This window comes from Candidatus Erwinia haradaeae (assembly GCF_900699015.1).
Lineage (GTDB): Bacteria > Pseudomonadota > Gammaproteobacteria > Enterobacterales > Enterobacteriaceae > Erwinia_E > Erwinia_E haradaeae_E.
In genome coordinates this window covers 765823-788959 of record NZ_LR217737.1, presented here as the reverse complement: position 1 = coordinate 788959, position 23137 = coordinate 765823, and the positions used below count along the sequence as shown (strand labels likewise).

General features: G+C 28.5%; 14 protein-coding genes and 1 tRNA gene. 7 read left to right on the top strand and 8 right to left on the bottom strand.

The features are described 5' to 3' along the window. The first annotated feature begins 64 nt into the window (after nt 1-64). The 4 genes from ERCIPICE3303_RS02305 (at nt 65) to ung (ending at nt 5954) form a co-directional block, all read left to right on the top strand. Nucleotides 65-622 carry a septation protein A gene (locus ERCIPICE3303_RS02305; protein ID WP_157991110.1) on the top strand — a complete coding sequence of 186 codons (558 nt, stop codon included), beginning with the start codon at nt 65-67 and terminating at the stop codon, nt 620-622. Between the two features lie 42 nt (nt 623-664). Continuing rightward, nucleotides 665-1093, top strand: a complete 429-nt coding sequence (yciA, locus tag ERCIPICE3303_RS02300; RefSeq protein ID WP_157991109.1) for an acyl-CoA thioester hydrolase YciA — start codon at nt 665-667, stop codon at nt 1091-1093. 1535 nt (nt 1094-2628) lie between these two features. Next, nucleotides 2629-3969 carry a metalloprotease PmbA gene (gene pmbA, locus ERCIPICE3303_RS02295; RefSeq protein WP_157991108.1) on the top strand — a complete coding sequence of 447 codons (1341 nt, stop codon included), beginning with the start codon at nt 2629-2631 and terminating at the stop codon, nt 3967-3969. 1301 nt (nt 3970-5270) lie between these two features. Next, nucleotides 5271-5954, top strand: a complete 684-nt coding sequence (gene ung, locus ERCIPICE3303_RS02290) for a uracil-DNA glycosylase (protein ID WP_157991107.1) — start codon at nt 5271-5273, stop codon at nt 5952-5954. A 190-nt stretch (nt 5955-6144) separates the two neighbouring features. On the opposite strand, the gene grpE is transcribed toward ung, so the two are convergent. Further along, nucleotides 6145-6732, bottom strand: coding sequence for a nucleotide exchange factor GrpE (gene grpE / locus ERCIPICE3303_RS02285; RefSeq protein ID WP_157991106.1), 588 nt, complete (start codon nt 6730-6732; stop codon nt 6145-6147). A gap of 121 nt (nt 6733-6853) precedes the next feature. On the opposite strand from grpE, the gene nadK reads away from it, so the two are divergent. Next, the gene (nadK, locus tag ERCIPICE3303_RS02280; protein WP_157991308.1) at nt 6854-7735 is read left to right on the top strand and encodes an NAD(+) kinase; all 882 of its coding nucleotides are present in this window, start codon (nt 6854-6856) and stop codon (nt 7733-7735) included. 92 nt (nt 7736-7827) lie between these two features. Here the strand turns inward: nadK and tig are convergent, their stop codons facing one another. After that, a complete protein-coding gene (gene tig, locus ERCIPICE3303_RS02275; RefSeq protein ID WP_157991105.1) occupies nt 7828-9177 on the bottom strand; it encodes a trigger factor in 1350 nt (449 codons plus the stop codon). Between the two features lie 959 nt (nt 9178-10136). Continuing rightward, nucleotides 10137-11198, bottom strand: coding sequence for a porin OmpA (gene ompA, locus ERCIPICE3303_RS02270; protein ID WP_157991104.1), 1062 nt, complete (start codon nt 11196-11198; stop codon nt 10137-10139). Nucleotides 11199-12453: 1255 nt separating this feature from the next. Between ompA and corA the strand changes: the two genes are divergently transcribed. Beyond that, complete coding sequence (gene corA, locus ERCIPICE3303_RS02265) at nt 12454-13413, top strand: magnesium/cobalt transporter CorA (RefSeq protein WP_157991103.1); 960 nt, start codon at nt 12454-12456, stop codon at nt 13411-13413. Between the two features lie 480 nt (nt 13414-13893). On the opposite strand, the gene ispH is transcribed toward corA, so the two are convergent. The 3 genes from ispH to ileS form a co-directional block, all read right to left on the bottom strand. Continuing rightward, on the bottom strand, nt 13894-14847 hold the full coding sequence (gene ispH / locus ERCIPICE3303_RS02260; RefSeq protein ID WP_157991102.1) for a 4-hydroxy-3-methylbut-2-enyl diphosphate reductase: 954 nt from the start codon (nt 14845-14847) through the stop codon (nt 13894-13896). A 929-nt stretch (nt 14848-15776) separates the two neighbouring features. Beyond that, nucleotides 15777-16298 (bottom strand): signal peptidase II, encoded by a 522-nt coding sequence (gene lspA / locus ERCIPICE3303_RS02255; protein ID WP_157991101.1) that lies wholly within the window; start codon nt 16296-16298, stop codon nt 15777-15779. Next, nucleotides 16295-19111 carry an isoleucine--tRNA ligase gene (ileS, locus tag ERCIPICE3303_RS02250; protein ID WP_157991100.1) on the bottom strand — a complete coding sequence of 939 codons (2817 nt, stop codon included), beginning with the start codon at nt 19109-19111 and terminating at the stop codon, nt 16295-16297. The genes lspA and ileS overlap by 4 nt, the downstream gene beginning before the upstream one ends. Before the next feature lie 1019 nt (nt 19112-20130). On the opposite strand from ileS, the gene rpsT reads away from it, so the two are divergent. Further along, nucleotides 20131-20415 (top strand): 30S ribosomal protein S20, encoded by a 285-nt coding sequence (rpsT, locus tag ERCIPICE3303_RS02245; RefSeq protein ID WP_157991099.1) that lies wholly within the window; start codon nt 20131-20133, stop codon nt 20413-20415. A gap of 1460 nt (nt 20416-21875) precedes the next feature. On the opposite strand, the gene ERCIPICE3303_RS02240 is transcribed toward rpsT, so the two are convergent. Next, on the bottom strand, nt 21876-22034 hold the full coding sequence (locus ERCIPICE3303_RS02240) for a DNA gyrase inhibitor YacG (protein WP_157991098.1): 159 nt from the start codon (nt 22032-22034) through the stop codon (nt 21876-21878). Between the two features lie 1011 nt (nt 22035-23045). Next, nucleotides 23046-23121 (bottom strand) — tRNA-Gly (locus ERCIPICE3303_RS02235). Nucleotides 23122-23137 lie beyond the last annotated feature (16 nt).

The window sequence follows — 23137 nt, the reverse complement described above, 5'->3', positions numbered from 1 at the left end:
ATGATGTGTATAGAAAGTAATTATTATAAAAATTTTTATATTTTCTCTTACGTTGGAAATTTTTATGAAGAAATTATTGGATGTTTGTCCTCTTTTATTTTTTTTTATTTTTTATAATATCTACGATATTTTTTTTGCTTCTATGGCAATGATTGTTGCTTCCGGCTGTTCTTTAGTTCTTCGTTGGTGGTTATACTCTAAAGTAGAAACATTGTCATTAATTACTTTTGCTTTTATTTCTATTTTTGGTGCTTTAACTATTATTATGCACAATCCAGACTATATCCAGTGGAAAGCAACTATTTTATATGCTCTTTTTAGTATAGTTTTTTTATATAGCCATTTTTTTATGAAAGAGACTTTAGTAGAGAGAATGCTAGGTAGAGAAATTAATTTATCAAAATCTGCTTGGAGACATTTAAATATTATCTGGGCAATCTTTTTCGTTTTTTGTAGTCTTGCGAATACGTATAGCATTTTTTATTTTTCTCAAGCAATGTGGGTAACTTTTAAGGTTTTTGGATTAGGAAGCCTTATGTTATTATTTGGATTATGGAATGGATTTTATATTTATCGTATGATAAATAGAAAGAATAACAGTATATTAAAAAGAAATAAGTAAAATTATTTTAGATTATCATATTTTAACTGACAAGAGTATATAATGAATATAGATCTTAGAAAACCACCTGGTGAAATGGTTTTAAGAACCCTAGCTATGCCAGCAGATACCAATGCTAATGGCGATATATTTGGCGGGTGGTTAATGTCACAAATGGATATAGGTGGTGCTATTTTAGCTAAAGAGATAGCGGGAGGACGTGTAGTTACGGTACAGGTTGAAAGCATAACATTCTTAAAGCCTGTCAGAGTAGGTGATGTTGTATCATGTCACGCTTACTGCATAAGAACTGGAAGAAGTTCAATTAGAATTAAAATAGAAGTATGGATCAAGAAAGTTTCTTCAGAACCACTGGGTCGGCACTATTGCACCACTGAAGGTATATTTATTTATGTATCTGTAGATAAAAATGGTAATTCGTGTTCTTTACCGGAAGGAAAGGGCGGATGGGTTCTATCATCGACTTCATAATTTAGATGAGATTTTAGTCTATATAATTAGTTATGTGATGTTTTACAAATTATAAAAAATGGATAGAGTTTTATATATCCAGATAAAGTATATTTTACGAAATAAAAATAGAGAGATGAAGATGTTTATATTAGATATTAATGTCAGAGGTATTGTATATGTGAAGTTGTTAACTGAAATGAAATGAATGTCAGTAAATTAATAGATTATAATTAAGTGAAACTATTAATATGGTTGTAGATAAGTTATTAGATATAAGAAAAAATTAATAATTGTGAATTACGAATATATTGAATTATTGTTTATAACCTTATTGAAGAAATCAATCTTTATTATGTAGCTGTAAGCTACAGTATCTTTATAAATGTATTAACAAAATATTTTATGATTATATTAATCATGATTGGAATAATTATTGATAGAATTAATTTGATACAATCTTATCATATTAATTATTTGTATTTTATATTTTTGTTTTAGTAAAAATACAATATAAATAATTCTACATATACTTGTGGGAGTAGTTGTGACTTGTTTTTATAAAATAAAAATCATCTAAGAATGATATGTAGGATATTTGATCTATAATTTAAAGTTATATATGTGATATATCATAATGTTTATTAGATAGGTTTCTGTTTATGTATTGTCTAATTAATAAAAGAGTAATAAAAAGTTTTAGGTTTTATTTCTGATATGAAAATATCTAGATACATTATATCTTAGTTATAATTTTATTATTAACTTTTCTTAGTATATTTAGATAATTTCTTTTTAATAAGAAAATATATAGATTTTAATTTTAAATATTCTTGTAAATGTAGGAAACTTATTTTTTATCATTCTATTTTATATTTTAGTATAAAAAATTTATAAAAATTCAATGGATATAGCTTGTTAAGTTATACTAGTAAGTCCAGGATGGAGAGTAATTGTCTTGATTTAATTTTATTTTAAAAAATTTTTATATTGTTCTATGTGATAGAAATAATATGGATATATAAGATATTTGATAGAATGCAAAATATGCATTTACCTGAGATGGCGGTAACTTATATGTCGTGAATCTTCAGTAGAAGATAGTAATTATACTAGAATGATAATTGATAATTATTTTGTAACTTGATTAGAACTGAATCTATATTGTTATTTAAATTTATTTGATTAATTTAATAAGAGGTATAATTTTATATATTATTAATTGTAATATTTATATTAAAAGTGGTGACATAGATGGCCCTGCCCTAGGCAGGGATAGTTGTCTTTTTATTTAAAAGATTAGTCTGAGTAATTAATTTAGAGTACAAACTACTTTCTTGATAGAAATATTTTTATTTATGTTATAATGTTTTGATCAGTTAATCATCATTATTTTAATATATATTAGTATTTAGTATATCTAAAATATTTTATTATAGAAATCATGGGTTTTATTATTAGGTGAGACTTATCATATGTTATTGAGATGATTATCAGGGATTTATATTGATCATTATCGAGTATTGAGAATCACATTTTGAATATATGGTTGGTTCATGAAAGTATTATCAAAGATAATAGAAAAGAGTCATATTTTAGAGAAAGCAGTAGAAACAGCGCTTAATTTAGCTGAAGCGCATCGTAGTCTGGCTGAGGTCACTGTCATTCAAAGTAGTGGTATTAGTATTAGTACTAGTTATGGGGTAATAGAAAATATTCAGTTTCATAGCGATACTTCACTGTGGATTACTGCTTACTACCAGCAACATCAGGGAAGCGCTTCTTCTACGGATTTTAGTCAAACAGCGATTAAAAAGACTATGGAAGCAGCATTAGGGTTTGCACAATATACTTCTTTGGATCCTTGTTCAGGAATAGCAGATCATTCTCTTATGGCATTTAATTCTCCAGATTTAGATCTATATTATCCAGAAAACATGAATATTGATTTATATATTAACTTAGCATCAAGTGCGGAGAAGGCAGCTTTACAGATGGATTCTCGAATTACTAAGACTGGAGGTGGAAGCTTTGATAGTCGTATAGGTATTAAAGTTTTTGGTAATAGTCACGGTATGATCCAAAGCTATGGTTTTACTCAGTATGCAGTTTCTAGTTGTGTTATTGCCGAGGCTAACGGAAAAATGGAGCGGGATAATTTTTATTCGATTGCTCGATCAATCAAGGATCTTCAACGACCAGAAGAGATTGGTGCAGAATGTGGTCGTCGCGTGTTATCACGTTTGTCACCTCGCAAGCTGAGAACCATGAAAGTGCCTGTTATCTTTCTTGCAGAAGTAGCAACAGAACTATTTGAACATCTTGCTGTAGCAATTAATGGAAGAAATGTAGATCAGAAATCTACTTTTTTATTAGATGCATTAGGTGAGCAGATTTTTCCTAAATGGCTTAGCATTAAAGAAGATCCTCATATATTGAAAGGTTTAGCATCGGCTCCGTTTGATAATGAAGGTGTGCAAACAAATAAGACTGAGATTGTTACAAATGGTGTTTTACAACAGTGGTTATTAAATAGTTATACAGGTCGTAAGCTTGGATTAGAGAGTAATGGCCATGCTGGTGGCATTTATACTTGGTTTGTATGTGGAAAGAAATACTCCTTTAATAACATTCTTACGCAGTTAGGGACAGGACTATTGGTAACTAAATTTCTAGGCCAGGGGTTTAATAAGATAACTGGAGATTATTCTCGTGGTGTTTCAGGATTTTGGGTAAAACATGGTATAATCCAGTATCCGGTTAGTGAAATTACCATTTCTGGTAATCTAAGGGATATATGGAAGAACATTGTTTCTATGGGTGAGGATATTGAAAAACGTGGAAAGATTCAATGTGGATCTATTTTAATATCTGAAATACAAGTTGCAGGTTATTAATTTTAGATTTAATTGATTGCATAATTTTAGTGATCATTTGTATTAATTATTGAATACTTTAGTATAAATATATCTCGTTTTCTTTTATCTGATAAACTTAGGAGGTTTTTAATGAATCACTCTACTATCTAGATTTTAATTTTTATCTCTGTCTCTATAGAATAAGTTAGGTCTAGATTATCATTGAATTTATTCAATGAACAGGAAATTATAAATAATCTATGTGATGGTAGAGCATTATATTGTATAATTGTACTATTAATTTGATAGATAATTTTAAATAATTACATATTTACTATTTTAACTATATGGCAGGTAATAAAAAATTAGGTAGTAGATCTATTAAGGCATTAATAAATATTTTTCATAAAAAGACTCTTCAGTCTAGAATAAAAAATTAAGATGTGGTTGAGTAAAAACTAAAAATTCATAACAGATATGTATATAGATTTATTGTATTATTATTTATTTGATTTATAGATCAGACTGATTGTTATCGGACTATATTTTATTGTCTAAACAGATAGGTATTATTAGATTAGTTTCATTAGATCAATTGAAATTAGTTATCTAGCAATAGATCAAGATTATATGGATACTATAATGAATATTTATATTTTTTGATTTAACATAATTAGTTTATTACTAATAAATAACGTATAACATTGATATTATTTTAATCTAAAATATATCAATAAAATGATGTATTACAGCATTAGAAATGATTACGTTCTTTTATAAAGATTCGGAGATAGATGATTATTTAATTGTAAGTAGATCAAATAGTTCTTTTTACTTAATGGATTATATAACACCTTTATTCTATATGTTGATGATACATGTAGATGTGCTCTGATTAATATAAGATTGGTTAGTTATATTCTATGTTGAGTTGGGGTAACCACCAGTTCTACTAACATGGACTAATATTATTTCTTATAATTATTATTTAGAAGATTGAATGGACTATTTATCTAATATTTACTTCACTAATGAGTGAAAAGCGCATGATATGAAATTCATAGTGGAAACATCAAAAAAATAAAATCAATCTGTAACTCCATTTCTAAAAATAGAATCTTTTCAATTATATTAATTATTTATTTTGTGAAAGAACTTAATTATTCTGTTTTTTTAAACATTAGTATTAATACAAGTATATTTATAGATAGTTCATTGGATATTTTTAAGAGATGAAAAATGAACTATTCATCGCTTTATATAATAAACTAATTCACTAAATTATTATAGCAGGACAACAGATTACATAATATTCATGTATCTAAATTTAGAGGATTTTAATGAAAAGGATGGTTACTTGGTCCCACTTGTTTGCGCATGAAAAAGAGCAGGGTTATTTTAAGGAGTTAATTGAACGAATTAACTTTTCGCGTAAGGCTGGCAAGATTATTTATCCTGATAAAAATGATATTTTTCATGCTTTTCATTTAACACCATTAAAAGAAGTAAAAGTTGTTATTGTGGGACAGGATCCTTATCATGGTCCTAATCAGGCAAATGGATTATCTTTTTCTGTTCATCCTGGTACAAAGATTCCTCCCTCTCTCTTTAATATATATAGAGAATTAATCAATGATATTCCTAGTTTTTTATCTCCTACACATGGTTACCTAGAAAGTTGGGCAATACAAGGAGTTTTATTACTGAATAGTGTTTTAACTGTTGAAGCTGGTCGTGCTTATTCTCATGCGAACTTTGGTTGGGAAATCTTTACTAATAAAGTTATTTCTGTTATTAATCAACGTGCTACAGGTGTAGTATTTTTCTTATGGGGCTGGTATGCGCAAAGAAAAGCTGTTCTTATTGATCGAAAACGTCATTATGTTTTGTTAGCACCACATCCCTCACCTTTATCTGCATTTCGTGGATTTTTTGGGTGTAAGCATTTTTCTAAAGCCAATCAATGGCTAGATAAACAAGGAAAAAGTATTATAAATTGGATGCTGCTTCTTCTTTTAATATAATATTCTATCGATTAGTTCTTTAAATGCCAAGAACTAGTGAATTATGATGAATGAAGATCTAACCAAAGAATACATTCTTCTTCTTTGGTTAGATTATATACTCTTTACTCATATAAATAAGTAACTATTACAATATTATTACAATAAATAGTCAAATATCTAATTAAACGATTTTTTAAAAATATAAGATTTATTTTTTCTTACCTTTGGAAACAGTAACCATTGCTGGTCGAAGCAAACGACCATTCAGTGTGTAGCCGCGCTGCATGACCATTATGACATAGTTAGCTTCCACCGTTTCAGAGTCCAGCATTGACATGGCTTGATGAACTTCTGGATTAAACGGAACATGAGTTTGACTAATAATTTCTATACCAAATTTATAGATTGTATCTAGTAACGTTTTCATTGTTAGATCAACCCCTTCTATCATAGGTAATAGGACAGGATTGGATTTATCTGCTATTTCTAATGCTCTCTCGAGGTTATCAATGACAGGAAGTAATTCGTTAGCAAATTTTTCTAGAGCAAATTTATGTGCTTTTTCTATATCTACTTTAGTACGGCGGCGGATGTTTTCAATTTCAGCTTGAGCTCGTAGTTTTGTATCACGTAAAGTATTTTTTAACTCGAGTAAATTTCTTTCTAGGATAGCTAAATTTTCAATATTGTCCTTTGTTACTTCTGAGGATGTGATTTGATCTTCTGTTCTTCCCTGTTCTATCTCAATCTTATTTATATCTTTTTCGTTTGTTGTGTTTTTGTCTGGGCTACTCATGAATTTCTCCGTGTTTATACAAATTCATCTCGCTAATGTTCTTATTATGGGGGGTGATTATTGTGGTTGCAAGGGACATATCACTGTCAGACTAGTTTGTTTTATAAGGAATATTAATATAATGAATCGGTTTTTCAGCTGTATTGGAATTATTGGGCATCCACGTCACCCTTCTATGCTAAGTACTTATACTACGCTCTATCGTTGGTTGCTAGAAGAAGGTTATCAAGTTATTATTGAAACCCATATTGCAAATCAGTTACATGCATGTTGTCGTGTTAAAACAGGAACATTATCAGATATTGGTCGTATTGCCGATTTAGCTGTAGTAGTCGGTGGTGATGGAAGCATGTTAAGCGCTGCTCGTAGTCTCGCTCGTTATGATATCAAGGTCATTGGTATTAATCGAGGGAATCTTGGATTTTTAACTGATTTAGATCCGGAAGATGCTCAGTCTCAGTTGGAGAAAGTGCTTGCTGGTCATTTTTATGTTGATAGACGTTTTTTGCTAGAGGCACAGATATGTCATCAATCAGGTCCGCCGTGCATTTCTACTGCAATGAATGAAGTAGTAGTGCATCCTGGAAAAATAGCACATATGATTGAATTTAAAGTCTATATTGATGAAATATTTGCTTTTTCAGAACGTTCTGATGGTTTAATTATTTCAACTCCTACTGGTTCTACTGCTTACGCATTGTCTGCAGGAGGACCTATTTTAATGCCTTCAGTAGATGCGATATCATTAGTACCTATGTTTTCACATACTTTATCAGCTCGTCCGCTAGTAATTCATAATAGAAGTAGTATTTGTCTACGTTTTTCGGACATATGTGGTGATCTTGAAATTAGTTTTGATAGCCAAACTGTTCTTCCTATTAAAAAGGATGACCATATTCTCATTCATCGTAGTGATGATCAGTTAAATTTAATTCATCCGAAAAATTATAATTACTTTAATATTCTTAGTTCCAAGCTTGGGTGGTCAAAAAAATTTTTTTAAATAATTCTAATATAATTAGATATGAATTGTAAATAATGAAAAGTGCTAACTCATTTTTTATCTTTAGTTATTATGCCATATTTTAAAAAATATTAATTATTATTGAATGAGATCATCTTACTTTGTTCTGATGAGCGTGGATTCATTATTTCTTGAAATGATCTAACTATTGTAGTTAATTTAGCTTTTTTAATTACTAATTCAATAGCTTCTTCCTCTAAGGCAGCATTCTGAATATTTTTCAAAAGTGTCGCATTTTTTTTGTATAATGAGATAGTTTTTGATGGATCTTCATGGGAGAAGGCTATTTCTTCGATTAATTTTTGAATATGATCTTCATTAATTGTAATGTCATAAGTATGAATAATACTACTTATAAGTAGACTAACTTGTACATGGCGTCTTGCTTCTTCCTCAAATAGTTCGTGAGGTAATGTAAGCTCTCTTTTTTTATTATCACTGAAACTTTCTGCGGTTTGTTTTTTTAGAATATTAATTGCGCTTTCAAGTAGAACATCGGGTACCTCTATATTATTAGCTTTAATTAACCCACTAATAACCTGTTTCTTAATATAGCTATACACAGCAATTTTTAGTTCACGCTGCATGTTTTTACGCACTTCAATACGTAGTTCTTCTATAGATCCATTTTTTATACCAAGATATTTGATAAAATCAGAAGTTAAATCTGGTAATTTGTGTTTTTCAACTTTTTTGAGTAGAATTTCAAATATTGCATCCTTACCTTTTAGGTTTTCAGTTGTATAATCCTCTGGAAACTTTATTTTAATTTTAAATTTTTCACCGGCTTTGTGACCAATAATATTTTCTTGTAAAGAAAGGATCATTATTTCTGATTCGGTGTACCCTTTTCCTATTGTTAATATGATATTTGAGGCTTGATTACCTTCAAATGGTTGATTATTTATAGAGCCAGTAAAGTCAAGAGTAACACGATTTTCTGTAGTTGCAGGTTCAGTTGTTTCTTCCCAGGTAGCTCTTTGCTTTCGAATTAGATCTAACATTACAGTAACGTCGTCTTCAGTGACTTCAGAAATCGGTTGTTCAATTTCCATACCTTCTAAACCTTGTATTTTAATTTCCGGATATACTTCAAATTCAGCAGAAAAAGTATAGTCTTCACCACAAAGATATTCCCTAGGTATATATTTGGGTTCACCAACTGGGTTGATCTTTTTTTGAGTAATTGCATTGATAAAATAATATTGCATAAGTTCATTTAAAATATTTTGATGAATAGAAGTGCTATAACGTTGTTTTACTAAAAATTTTGGTGCTTTACCTTTACGAAAACCATCAATTTTTATTTTTTTAGCTACGGTATCTAGCTCATGCTGGATTGCTTTTTCAATGACTATTTTATCAATAGTAATAGTGATACGTTTTCCTAGACCCTGGGTTGTTTCAATTGACGTTTTCATTATGTGACCTCAAAAATAATTGATTTGGTTAACTTTAGATGCATCCTGTTACTGTTTACAAGATCAATCTTATAACCAGAGCGCTAGAACTATACTCTTTTTAAACAAATATTGTAAAAACATGATAATATTATAGATGTATGATTATAGCATATCACTACGTTTTGTAGTTAGTTGAGAGTAAATCCTTCTTTAATTGAATTACTTATATTGTGTTACAATTGATGTAATATGACCAATCAAAAATTATATAATATTACATAGTAATGGAAAGGGTATAATATGTAATGTAGGTTATATAATATAGTATCAGAGGATATTATTCTAATGATCTAGATAATATTTAGAATATATTTCTTATATAGAGAAAAAGAAATATAATACAAAGACTTAATATTAAATTAAGTTATAGTATAAGCAGTATATTACTTACAAAATAAGGTAGTAATTATTACAGTGATTGAGATTTATTCTTATATAGTTCTTTTATCAAAAGTGAAGAGTTTCTTTTTAGATTCTCGAATCAGGTAAGGGAATGATTTGTTATCAAAACAATTGATGTATTTATTATTTCTACATGACTATATTAATATATGATGAATAAAAACTATTATATAGTTAAACGTGTAATATATTAAATCAATTAGTGGTAATGATTATATAGATATATGGTAATTGTTTTTTTATATTTTTCTCCTTAATTTAAGGATATAATTATGTCTAAATTATATTCGAGATATATAATATTGATATTTACTTATCTATAACAATAATTGTTTTAACGACAGTATTGTTAATAATATTATTTTTTATTATAAATAGATTATATTGCCATTGTTTTGATACATACAAGATATATTAACAACTTATAATAGATAATATCAAAGATATTTTTAATAATCAAATCCTAAATGATCTATAAAAAACCCCAATTCTGGGGTTTTTATAGATCATTAAGATTAATTAGAAGGATTTTCTGCTATAAATTGAAGACCTTGCACTTCAATCTCTACACGTCGATCTGGTGCTAAGCACGCTATAAGTTCTTTTCTATTTTCTATATGATCACAAGTGTTCATCGATATAGGGTTGGTGTTTCCTGCGCCATGTGAAGAAATCTGATTAGAAGGAATACCTTTAGCAATAAAGTAGTTTACTACAGTTTGAGTCCTTTTTTCAGATAGTTTTTGGTTATACTCTTCAGAACCAATAGAATCTGAATAACCTACTAATGTGATAGAACGGTGTTGAGGATCCATGTTTTGTAGTTGAGTATATATTTGATGTAGTGCTTGTTTTCCTTCTATTGTTAAATCTGCTTGATCAAAATCAAATAATACATCAGACTTTAAAGTACAATGGTTGGCTTCTTTGGTTGGAGCTGATGTAAAAACTTTCATTAGAGATGGCGTGTTTTGACCAAAATGATATGATAAACCAATATTGAGTTGGCTGTTATCAGGACGAGTACCTACAGTTGATGCATCTCCAATATTATTAATCCATTGGTAATCGAGATGTGTTGTCCAATTTTTGGTTAGGGCGTATTCTATTCCCAGTGATGCTACTGGTGATACACCAGTATAATTTGTTCTTTTTTGCTTTTCTTCTAAGTGTTTTTGTTTTGTGTTAGTATGCCATATCATGCTTCCTAATCGGGTATATATATTTATATCATGAGTAATAGGGTAACTTAATTTAGTGGATAGTTGAATTCCTTGTGCTTTAAAAGCACCGTGAGTAATTTTTCCTTTATAAGGCATACGACCTAACCAGTTATAGCCTAAGTCAAATCCAAGATATTGATTCGCTTGATAACCAAAGAATGAAGTAGAACTTAATTGATTTTTGTGGGTCGGACCATCATTATTTTGGTAATTATTACCATAATAACCTGTATCATGGTACTGAGACCAGCCGGATTGTCCACCAATATACCAAGTATCATCCTTAGCGTTGGATTGTGCTATTGTAGAAAAGCTAGCGAGCGCCGCTGTAATTGCGATAGCTGTTTTGTTCATTTTTTTCTCGTTATTATCTATATAAACCATGAACTTGAAGTTGTGTCTTTAGTAAAATTAATTATCAAATCATTTGTCTTTGTTAATCCTCCATAAATATATGCAATATTTCAATTGTTTCTAACTATTAACTAAAGTTTACAACGTACTAAAAAACTTACAAGTGCGTTATTCTATAACTGAATATAAAGATAAGATATCTATTAAGATATGAGTTGGATTCTGTGAATATTTAGAGAATTTATATAGAGATTCACATATGTTAACAGATAATTACTTAATTTTTACTGAAAGAAACTTGAAACAATTTTGTGAATCCTTCATAGAAGTACTATCGAGATTAAATGCTTTTGTCTGTCTAATAATTTTATAAAAGATATTGTGTTAATGTTTATAAGAATTGATTTTTTTCAAAATCAACTAAGTTATATGTTTTATTTTTTTAAAGAAGGTCATTTAGCAAACGACTATGAAATAGTTCTTCTAGTATTAATCCAGATTAATATTATTTTATTATAGTGTAACTTGATCACTATCAAATTATATTATTTTTCTATTCGTACATGGATTTATTTTTAGACAGATGTAGTCTAATATAGCTGTAATATAGCTATAATTATTATTAATATATTGATCATAAGATATTAATATATAGTGTATAGATAGTATTTAAGATTATTATTTTGTTAATATATCGATTGATTTTTTCTAGTCTAGATAATATTGGATTAAATATTTACTTCTTCTTCATCTTAAGAATGAAAGAGTAATGTGTATTCCATATACGTAGTATGTTATATTTATGATGAAAAGTATAAATATAATCAATACTACATAGATTACTGTATTAAGTCTACATAGAGTATTAGAATATACAGAAAATTCTTAGATAAGATTAAGAGAGCTTTGTTATCACGTTCTAAAAAGGAAGAATCAATTTTTATCTTTTAACAATTTATATAAGATATGTTATTTTTTAGTTGACTATGAGTACGTATTTTAAAGTAAATAGATCAAAGATGATGATCATTTTTGAAAATATACCGTAGAAGTAAATAGAGAAAGGACAGTAGTCAGTCTAATCAATAGATTTTTTGACAAGAACGCATAAAAAAATTGTAATATTAGGTATGATATATTTTATAATTAATGATGCATAATCATTTATTGTGATGTGTAGAAAATTTTTTTATTCATAAATATATTTTATAAAGCTGTTTTGGTTTTTTTATTATATTAATTTTGGAAGATGGGTATGTTGAGTGCATTTAGACTAGACAATAATCGTCTAAGCCGACTCGAATTGGAGGATCCTAGTACTAGTGATAGTTTAAGTGAGTCTATTTGGGTCGATTTAATCGAACCAGAAGAAATTCAACGGGCGTATGTACAAAGCGTTTTGGGTCAAGTTTTAGTTACTAGGCCGGAACTAGAAGATATTGAAGCTTCAGCACGTTTCTTTGAGGATAAAGATGGTTTACATATTCATTCATTTTTCTTTTATGCAGATATGGATGATCATGCGGGTAATTCAACAGTAGCCTTTACTATCCGAGAAGGTCGCCTCTATACTTTACGCGAACGAGAATTACCAGCATTTCGTTTGTACCGTATGAGGGCTCGTAATCAAACTTTAATTGATGGTAATGCTTATGAATTATTATTGGATTTATTTGAAACCAAAATTGAACAGTTAGCAGATCAGATTGAAAACATATCGAGCAACTTAGAAAAATTTAGTAGAGTTATTATGGGTGGTAAGCAATCCGATGAATTTGATGAGGCATTATCAGCATTAGCAGGTCAGGAAGATATTGGTTGGAAAGTTCGTCTTTGTCTTATGGACACACAGAGGGCTTTAAATTTCTTAGTAAGAAAGGATCGTTTGCCTGGTAATCAGTTAGAGCAAGCACGTGAGATTTTACGTGATATTGAATCGCTTTTACCACATACAGAGTCATTATTTCAGAAAGTTAATTTCTTACTGCAAGCAGCTATGGGGTTTATAAATATTGAGCAAAGTCGTATAATTAAAATTTTCTCAGTCGTGTCAGTAGTTTTTCTACCTCCTACTCTTGTAGCATCTAGTTATGGGATGAATTTTATGTTCATGCCAGAGTTAAGATGGGCTTTAGGTTATCCAATAGCCATCATAGTTATGATCCTTGCAGGATTGGCGCCTTATGCTTATTTTAAGCGAAAAAACTGGTTGTAAAATTATAGTTTTGATCTTTTATAGAAGCTGGTTGAAATATACGTTTAGATAATTATCATAAATTATCTAATTTATAAGAAATAGTACTTAATAAAAAGTTAAGTAGTAGAGCCCCTAGATTGGGATATAGGGATCCTACAGTTTTGTTGATTTACATACATATAAAATCTAATTGTTATAAAATGAGTTGAATAAGATGTATCAGTTAATTGAAGATTAGATATTAGAGAAGATATAAGATGTTATCTTATTTTTTCTTTATATAGAAAGTCATGGATATATTTTTAATCTGTACTAGAGTAGTATTTTAATGCTGGTGGTTATTCATAATCTTAAGATAGAGATTCTTGTTTGATGAATGAGTCTCAAGTAATGTTATATTAATTTTTTATAAAATTAGGACATAGCATTTATCCTTAATATTATTATTTGTCTATTATAAGTAGATATTAATTCATAAATTAATAATTTATTTCTTAATTATTTAAGAATTTGCATAGCGATATGGAGCTCCTTAGGGATTTTAAATATCATTTTTTCTTCACATCCTACTAGCTCCGTAACATTTACTCCTCCTAATTCAGATAGCCGTTCAATAACTTGTTGAACAAGTATATCTGGTGCAGATGCTCCAGCTGTCACACCAATACAGCTAATATTTTTTATCCATTTCTCATCAATGTCTTCTTTGGAGTCGATTAGATACGAGACTGTTCCTATAGACTTAGCTTGTTCTACTAATCGATTAGAATTAGAGGAGTTTTTGGATCCTACTACCAGAACAAGATCAGTCTTATATGCTAAGTTTCTTACTGCTGTTTGACGGTTAGTTGTAGCATAACAGATATCCTTGTGAGGTGAGTTAGCTATTTTAGGAAAATGCGAACGCAGTTTATTAATGATCTTCTTGCTATCATTAATTGATAAGGTGGTCTGCGTCATAACACACAATTTGTTTTCGTTTTTGACCTGAAGTTTATATATATCTTCTGATTTTTCAATTAGGTATATACCACCAAGTGGATTATGATACTGACCCATAGTTCCTTCGATTTCTGGATGACCAGAATGACCGATTAAAATGGCTTCAGTTCCTGTACGACTGGCACGAACCACCTCTAGGTGAACTTTTGTAACCAAAGGACAAGTTGCATCAAATAGCATAGTTAAATTCCGTTTTATAGCTTGTTGACGTATTATCCTGGATACACCATGAGCAGAGAAGATAAGAATTGATTTTTCTGGAACGTTATCTATTTTATTAACAAAAATTACCCCACGATTTTGAAGATTATTAATTACATAGCGATTATGAACTATTTCATGGTATACAAAAATCGGTGCTCCATATATTTCTAATACACGTTCTACAATGTTAATTGCACGTTTAACTCCAGCACAAAAACCGCGTGGTTTAGCTAATAATATTTTCATGAGTAATTTCTGGAAAATCAGGTTGGATGGGTTCTTCTTGACTAATAACTATCTCATATCTTTTATAAAGATATAATAAAGTATATTTTATTTTTTTATGGTTGGATCAAGATAAGGTATCAGATCAATCTTTTATAAAATATATTTATAGAGTTGACTTTCATCTAATATTAACAATATTGATTTCAATTTTTTCTTTGATAATTATATAAGGTTTATCTATTAACTCGAATTAATAAAATAACGTTAATCTTCTAATTTTTCTATATTAAGAATCCTATTTTGTCTTTTATCGATTCGTTCAATATCAATTGCATTATGATATAATATATAATACTCATATGATACATTTTTATCAGAATTCAGTAGCACTTTTGGTATAAGTTTTCATTGAGATTCAGCATTCAGGGTAGGTAATTAAGCAATTATGGAATCTTTTGTATTTTAGATGATAATACTTAATTGTAATCATGATAAAATCATTAGTTGAGTGATTGATGATCTTCATACTTGATCTCATCTTAATTTTTCATATAATTCCATAATCTTTGATTACATTAATTTAAAATGACTACTATCTTAATTATTAAAGTAATTAGCATAAATAGAAGAAAATACTGAAAAATCCTAATTTCATCTATCGAGGTTCTTACATTAACTTCATGCTATTTATATTAAAACTTCGATTATTTAGATGTTTCTATGAGAGTTAAATGGTAATTTAAAATACTATACTATAGTGCAAGAAAAGTAATGAAATATTTTCATTCTATCAGAATAAAATTGATTTTGGATTGGTCTATTTTTAAGTAAATATGCTTATATATCTATATATTATGTTAGGATGTCTCACAAGAGAGACTGATAAATATCAGTTATTTGATTTTAATCATATAAAGTATGGGTGATGTGTGTATAGGAAACCCATTTTAGATTTTATTAATATACTTTTTTTTTATATTTTTATCGTATAGATGCATTGTTTCTCCAATTACTATAAACATAGTACCAATAAAGATAGAAGAATCTGCAATGTTAAATGTAGCAAAATGCCAGTTATTAATATGAAAATCGATGAAATCTACTACATATCCATAACATATTCGATCATAAAGATTACCTAATGCTCCACCTATAAGTAAAACATAGGCAATCTGATTAATTTTATAATTAATACTAGTTCTATACAGTTTGATCAACAGAATAATCACGATAGTAATCGTCATACCAACCAACAACCAGCGATACCAGCTGTTTTTATGAGAAAACAAGCTAAATGCTAGACCGTAATTATGGGTATAAAAGAAATTAAAATAAGGTATTATAGGTCTTAATTCATACAACATTAAATGTTGTATCACCCATTTTTTACTGGCTATATCGATACTGCTTATGATTAGAATGAAGTATAGCCATTTTAATTTTCTATAGATTAGATTTGAATGAATCATACAAATTTGCGTTTTTCACCATCTCCATCAATATTTTGTATACAACGTCCACAAATATCAGAATATTTTGAATTTATACCAATATCCTGAGTACGATGCCAACATCGTAGACATTTTTTGCCGCTTGCTTTACGTACAACTATTTTTAAGTTTTCAATAATATGGCTTTGGTATGCGTTATAAGGGGCATTATCTAGTTCTAAAACTTCACTACTCGATGCGAGAAAAATAAAGTGAAGTTCATCGTGCAGACGAGTTAATTTATTTGCTAAAGATTGATTTGTATATAATATAATGTTAGTTTCTAATGTGGATCCAATCTCTTGATGAGAACGCGCTTGTTCTATGGCTTTATTCACTTCACCACGTACTTCTAGTATTAAATTCCAGTATTCATTATTCATAGGCTCCTGATCATTTAAATTAAATAATTCTTGAAACCATTCTTCTGTAAATACATATTGTGTTCGTTTACCAGGTAAATGTCTCCACATCTCATCTGCAGTAAAGGATATAATAGGTGCTATCCAACGAACTAACGATTCGGCAATATACCATAATGCGGTCTGACAACTTTGACGTGCAGTACTCTTAGTTTTTGCAGTATATTGACGGTCTTTAATAATATCAAGATAGAACGATCCCATTTCAACAGAACAAAATTGTACTAATCGTTGTATTACCGTATGGAATTGATATGTTTCATAGGAGGCAATGATTTCATTTTGTACTGTGAGTGCACGACCTATGGCCCATCGGTCTATCATGATCATGCTTTGTTCTTTTATTTTATCGGTGTCAGGATTAAAATCTGTAAGATTAGATAATAAAAAACGTGCGGTATTTCGGATGCGACGATAGCTATCAGAAGTACTTTCCAATATTTGATCTGAAATCGCTATTTCTCCAGAATAAGTTGTTGAGGCTATCCATAAACGTAGAATATCTGCACCGAGTCTATCAACAATTCCTTGTGGACTGATTGTATTACCTTTGGATTTTGACATCTTATAGCCCTTGTCGTCTACAGTAAAACCATGAGTTAAGACTTCTCGATAGGGTGCTTTACCCGTTATGGCTGTAGAGATTATTAAAGATGACATGAACCACCCGCGATATTGATCAGAACCTTCTAAATAGAGATTGGGTAAATAGTCTTTCAATTCATTTCTTGATTTGATCACTGAACAACTAGTTGATCCGGAATCAAACCAAACATCTAGAGTATCAGAGACTTTGAGGTAGTTTCCCGCATCTAATGTTAGATAGTCGTGGATCTTTAGATCCCACCATGCTTGGACGCCATATTTTTCTACTAATTTAGCAATTTTTTCGATAATTTCTAATGATTGAGGGTGTAGTTGATTGGTATCTTTATGTACAAATAATGTAAGAGGAACACCCCATGTTCGTTGGCGTGAGATGCACCAGTCAGGACGATTAGTGATCATGGATATTATACGTGCTTTTCCCCATTCCGGCATCCATTTTACGTTGTTTACTTGATCTAGCGATTGGGTTCGTAGTCCTTTTTTGTCCATGCTAATAAACCATTGTGGGGTACAACGGAAGATTATAGGAGTCTTGTGACGCCAACAATGAGGGTAGCTGTGCTCTATTGTATCTAGGTGTAATAGTGCACCTTTCTCACGTAATAGTGTAACAATGATATTGTTAGATTTAAATACATTTTTACCGTCTAGTTTAGGATGAATTGACGGCAGATAACATCCGTCTAGCCCTATGGAATTAGAGATGTTAAGTGCATATTTTTGGCTCACGATATAGTCATCTATACCATGAGCAGGTGCTGTATGTACTAGACCTGTGCCACTATCCAGTGTTACATGTTCACCAAGAATAATAGGAGAAGTATGCGGAAGAAAGGGGTGATGAAATTCTAACATTTCTAATTCTGACCCATAAACTTGACCTAAAACTTTCCATTGTAATAGACCAATTTCTTTCATGCACTTATCAACTCGATCCGAAGCAATTATGAGAGCTCTTTCTCCGATACTGATTAGTTGATAACTGAATTTTGGGTGTACTGATATAGCACGATTAGCTGGAATGGTCCATGGGGTAGTAGTCCAAATTACGATCGAAATTGGACTGATGGTATTGATATTACCAAATACATACTGTACTTTTTTTTTGTCAACAGCATCAAATAGAACCTGAATAGATGGAGAAATTTTATTGAAGTATTCTACCTCTGCTTCTGCTATTGTAGAGCGACAATCTAAGCACCATTGTACTGGTTTAGCCCCCTTATATATATGACCTTTTTGAATCATTTGTCCTAGTGATCGAATAATATTTGCTTCAGTCTTGAAGTCCATAGTTTGATAAGGATGATCCCAGTCAGCTAATATTCCAAGACGTATAAAGTCAGTTTTCTGTTGTTCTATTTGTTTAGAGGCATATTGTCGACATGCAGATCGGAATTCAGATTTGCTTATAGATTGTCCAGTTTTACCAAGCATTTTTTCTACTTGTTGTTCAATTGGAAGACCATGACAATCCCATCCTGGAACATAAGGAGAATCATAACCTGTAAGGTTTTTAGATTTAATAATAATATCTTTTAAAATTTTATTAACTGCATGTCCAATATGGATATTTCCATTTGCATAAGGAGGTCCATCGTGTAAAAAAAATATTTTTTTCCCTTTTTTAGCATTTCTAATAATATTATATAATTTATCATGATACCATCGTTGTAGTATAGATGGTTCTCGTTCAGATAAATTGCCTTTCATAGGGAATTTTGTTTTTGGTAAATTAAGGGTATATTTGTAGTCAATCATTAGATCTTTATGTTCCGTTTATCTGTACCGGGTGAGATTAAATTAATATTTTCTACCTTTGGCTAGTTCGATAGAAAAGATTCTATGGTGTATTAATAATACAGTTTTTAGTAAGTTCTCAGTGAAAGCGACATAATAAATTATATTGTCGTATGTTGTATTGATTGCCACATAGTATTCGATTATTGGATTATAATTATGATCGAAAAGGTTCGTGAATGTTTTCTTGATCAGTGATTCATGATATGTGCTAGATTTATTTTATAACATGTAAACTAGATTGATTCTATATTTTTTGAACAGAATATATGCTATATTAATGCTTTGCGAGATTTTTTATTCTAGTTCTGTGTTAATTTTTTCTACAGTTTTTATTTATGATTTATAACAGATTCTGAAATAAGTATAATAATAAGTATATATAGATACTGCGGCATATATGTTTCCTATAAGTTTCATCTTAATAACATTGTTAATATATGAAATAATTTTTTATTTTTTATTAATACGTAATTAATATATTCAATCATCCAGATAAATTGTTATTAACTTAATTTGAATATCATTTCTCTCAGAGATTTGATGTATGTATAATTTAGAATAGAAGTTTTCTATATTTAGAAGGTAGAAGACAAGAGATCTGTATTTTGTATTGATCTTTGATAGCTAAATACTCTATATTTAATAAATATATTATCTATACTGTTTTTAAATTATTTTAAGTTTTATTTAAAAATATGATTGTATCATGAGATGTACTAAAGCTAGTTTATGTACAGAAAAAATATAAGTTATTGTTTAGATGATTATAATAATTTCTATATTGATTTAATTATAGATGGAGCTCGATATGATGTAATAGAATACAAACGATTCTCTTGATTTAGAGGCTAGTATTATAGTTATAATAGACTAATAAAGTTATGTTCGAATAATTTTTAAAATCTCTTGACACTTTCTATAAAAAGATCATAATTTTATATTCATATTTTCTTATAAAAATTATTAGGAGTGAGGTCTTGGCAAATATCAAGTCAGCCCAAAAACATATTGTAACTTCTGAAAAACGCAGAAAGTATAATTCTAGTTATCGTTCTATGATTCGGACATTTATTAAAAAAGTATATACGGCTATCTCTAGCGGGGATAGAGAAGCGGCTCAAGTTGCATTTCATATCATGCAACCCTTAATTGATCGTTATGCTTCTAAAGGGCTGATTCACAAAAATAAAGCTGCTCGACACAAATCTAACTTAATGTCGAAGATTAATAAAATGTCTACGCACTCATCTATTCATAATTAAGTGTTCTTTAAATAAGAATCTGAAGTTTAATTAATATATTTATTATAAATTTTTAATAGGTTCTATTCATATTTTATTAAGTATTGACTTTAATTTTTAACAGTTGTTAACAGTGTATATATTTAATATTTTTGTTGATTGATAGATTGTGGATTTTATTAATTATTTTAAATAAATTTATATTTGTGATCTTTATCAGAAACTATTCTATATTATAATGACTACTTAAGTAGTATCGAAGATAGATTTATATCTTGTATATAGCATTTTCTAATATATATCTTATACTAAGTGGAATCATCATCTATTGAAGAGTATGAAATTAATCACTAGTATTAATTATTGAATTATTAAAGAATTTTTATTCTTAAAATGTACAATGTTATTGTAAGTTATTTATATTATTTTGCAACAAAAAATTTAATTGTTTAAGTTCTTAGAAAGACGAAATCATTATAAGTATTGGACTAAAAAGTTTATGACAAACTAACTATTTTAATTGGATATTCATTTAATTAAAAATTTTTACTTCTCTTTAAGAAAAGAAAGATTACATCGTAACAATTACTAGATGATTAATTGTTATTATTAAGAATAGTATATGGTTTATGTATTAATTTATTTTGTTAGGGAAAAGAGCATGATGATATCATTAATACTATAAGTTATATAATATCTAGGGATATTTTTATTGAGTATTTTATAGATTATTGCTTAAATATCTTTAAGATTGATATATATAGATGATTGTCATTTTTCATATTATTAATTCTTTATATTAATAATTAAAATAATAAGTATATAGTCATGATGTTTATAGATCAATGGAATCAAAAAATGATACTGAGTGAACTTAATAAAAACGTATCGTATTAATAGATTTACATCCTTTTTCTGATAAGAAAAAGGAAAAATGCTTGTTTAATTATAAATTTTGATTAATTTTATTAATCTAAAGTGGATATGGCTATATTTAATAGTATTTAAATCTATTTTGTTATCGAATTTAATTCGATTATATCGTTTTATCAGGTATTCTCTGTTATAGATTATCAATACTAGTTAATATTTTGACCTTAACATATTTTTCTATTGTAGAATAGACTTATTTTAATCTAGGATCAATAGATGTTATTGAATTTCAATTTATATGTAAAATTATTTTCTTATCTGATCTATGGTTTTTCTTTTCTTTTTAGATTTACTTTTTTCTTGATAAGGTCTAATTTTAGATTTCACTTTTTCTAGATTTAAATTACTAATTTTATTAAATAGTTATCATTGATTCTCTTGAAATTGTTTTATCCAATAACGCTCTATCAGATAAGAAAGATTATTATAGATTTGAGAGATATCAAAATAAGTATTATATCAATTATCAAATGCGTGGTATTTAATGTACGTATTATCTTGTTCGTCTATTCTAATATATGTGAATAGGGTGCTATTTTTTTAGGATATTAAGAATCTGACTTCTCAATATATTTTTTTTCTGTCATCCATTCATTTAGATCTATTTTCTTGCAGTGTTGGCTGCAAAATGGACGCCAAACACTAAGTGTATTCCACATAACATCTTCTCCACAAGATGGACACTTGACTTTATCTACACTTTTCATGATTCTGTCCTTGTTAGTAGTGCACTCTTGGTTAAATAGATTTTTGATTTATTATTATGGACTAGTGTTTAATATAGTTTTGCTTCGATAATCAGTGAGAAATATAAAAAATTTGGATATTTAATATTATGTTTGTACTAAAAAGATTTCAGTAGGAAATTAATATATCTATTACAAGTCGATATGTTTCTTCATATTTGTTTATAAATAAAATTCCTATAAAAGCAGTAAGAATTTTTTAAAAATATAAGTTTTTTTGTTTATATATAATATTTTTATTATAGAATTAAATGTAATAATAATGATTATTATAAGATGCCAGAGAATGCTTGTATTCTACTCAGCGAAGAAGAATGCTTTTGTGAAAGAACATTTTTATTTCTAGATTTTTTATATCAATTTCTATAGATTGACCATAATCATCGTACTATTTAATAGTAGATGTTTGTTTTTATTTTGATATAAAATGATTTTTTGATAGATTATATTGCTATCTATAACAATATAAAAATACTATTAGTAGATAGTAGCTATTTATGTTTGTCAAATAATATTAATTATCAGTATAAATATATGTTATATCAATGCTAGATTTTTAATCTAGTCATATTTAGATACTTTTTATAATCTTGATATAATTTTTAGTAAATATTTGATTTTATGATAATTTATAAAAATTATTTTACAATAACTATGTCCATCTTGATGTTATCATTCAAAACTTGAGTTTTCAGAATAATTATAAGTGTTATATAATGGTTTTGAGAGTCATCAGTTTATCTAATAAAATTAGATAGTAACTAATTTTTTTAATTTTTAGAAGAAAAAACTATATTTTTTTGACAAAAAAGGATTTTCTATAAAAATATACAAGATGAGTCTTGGTATTTTGCGATTCAAAGAATGTACATTGATTGATTATTTTAGTCGTTAATCTTGATAGGAATTTTTTTGAATGATCAAAGATACCTTAAGAATAGTAATATACATATATATATGTATAGGATAATTTGGAGCGGGAAACGAGACTCGAACTCGCGACCCCGACCTTGGCAAGGTCGTGCTCTACCAACTGAGCTATTCCCGCAGTAGATTGGATAGTA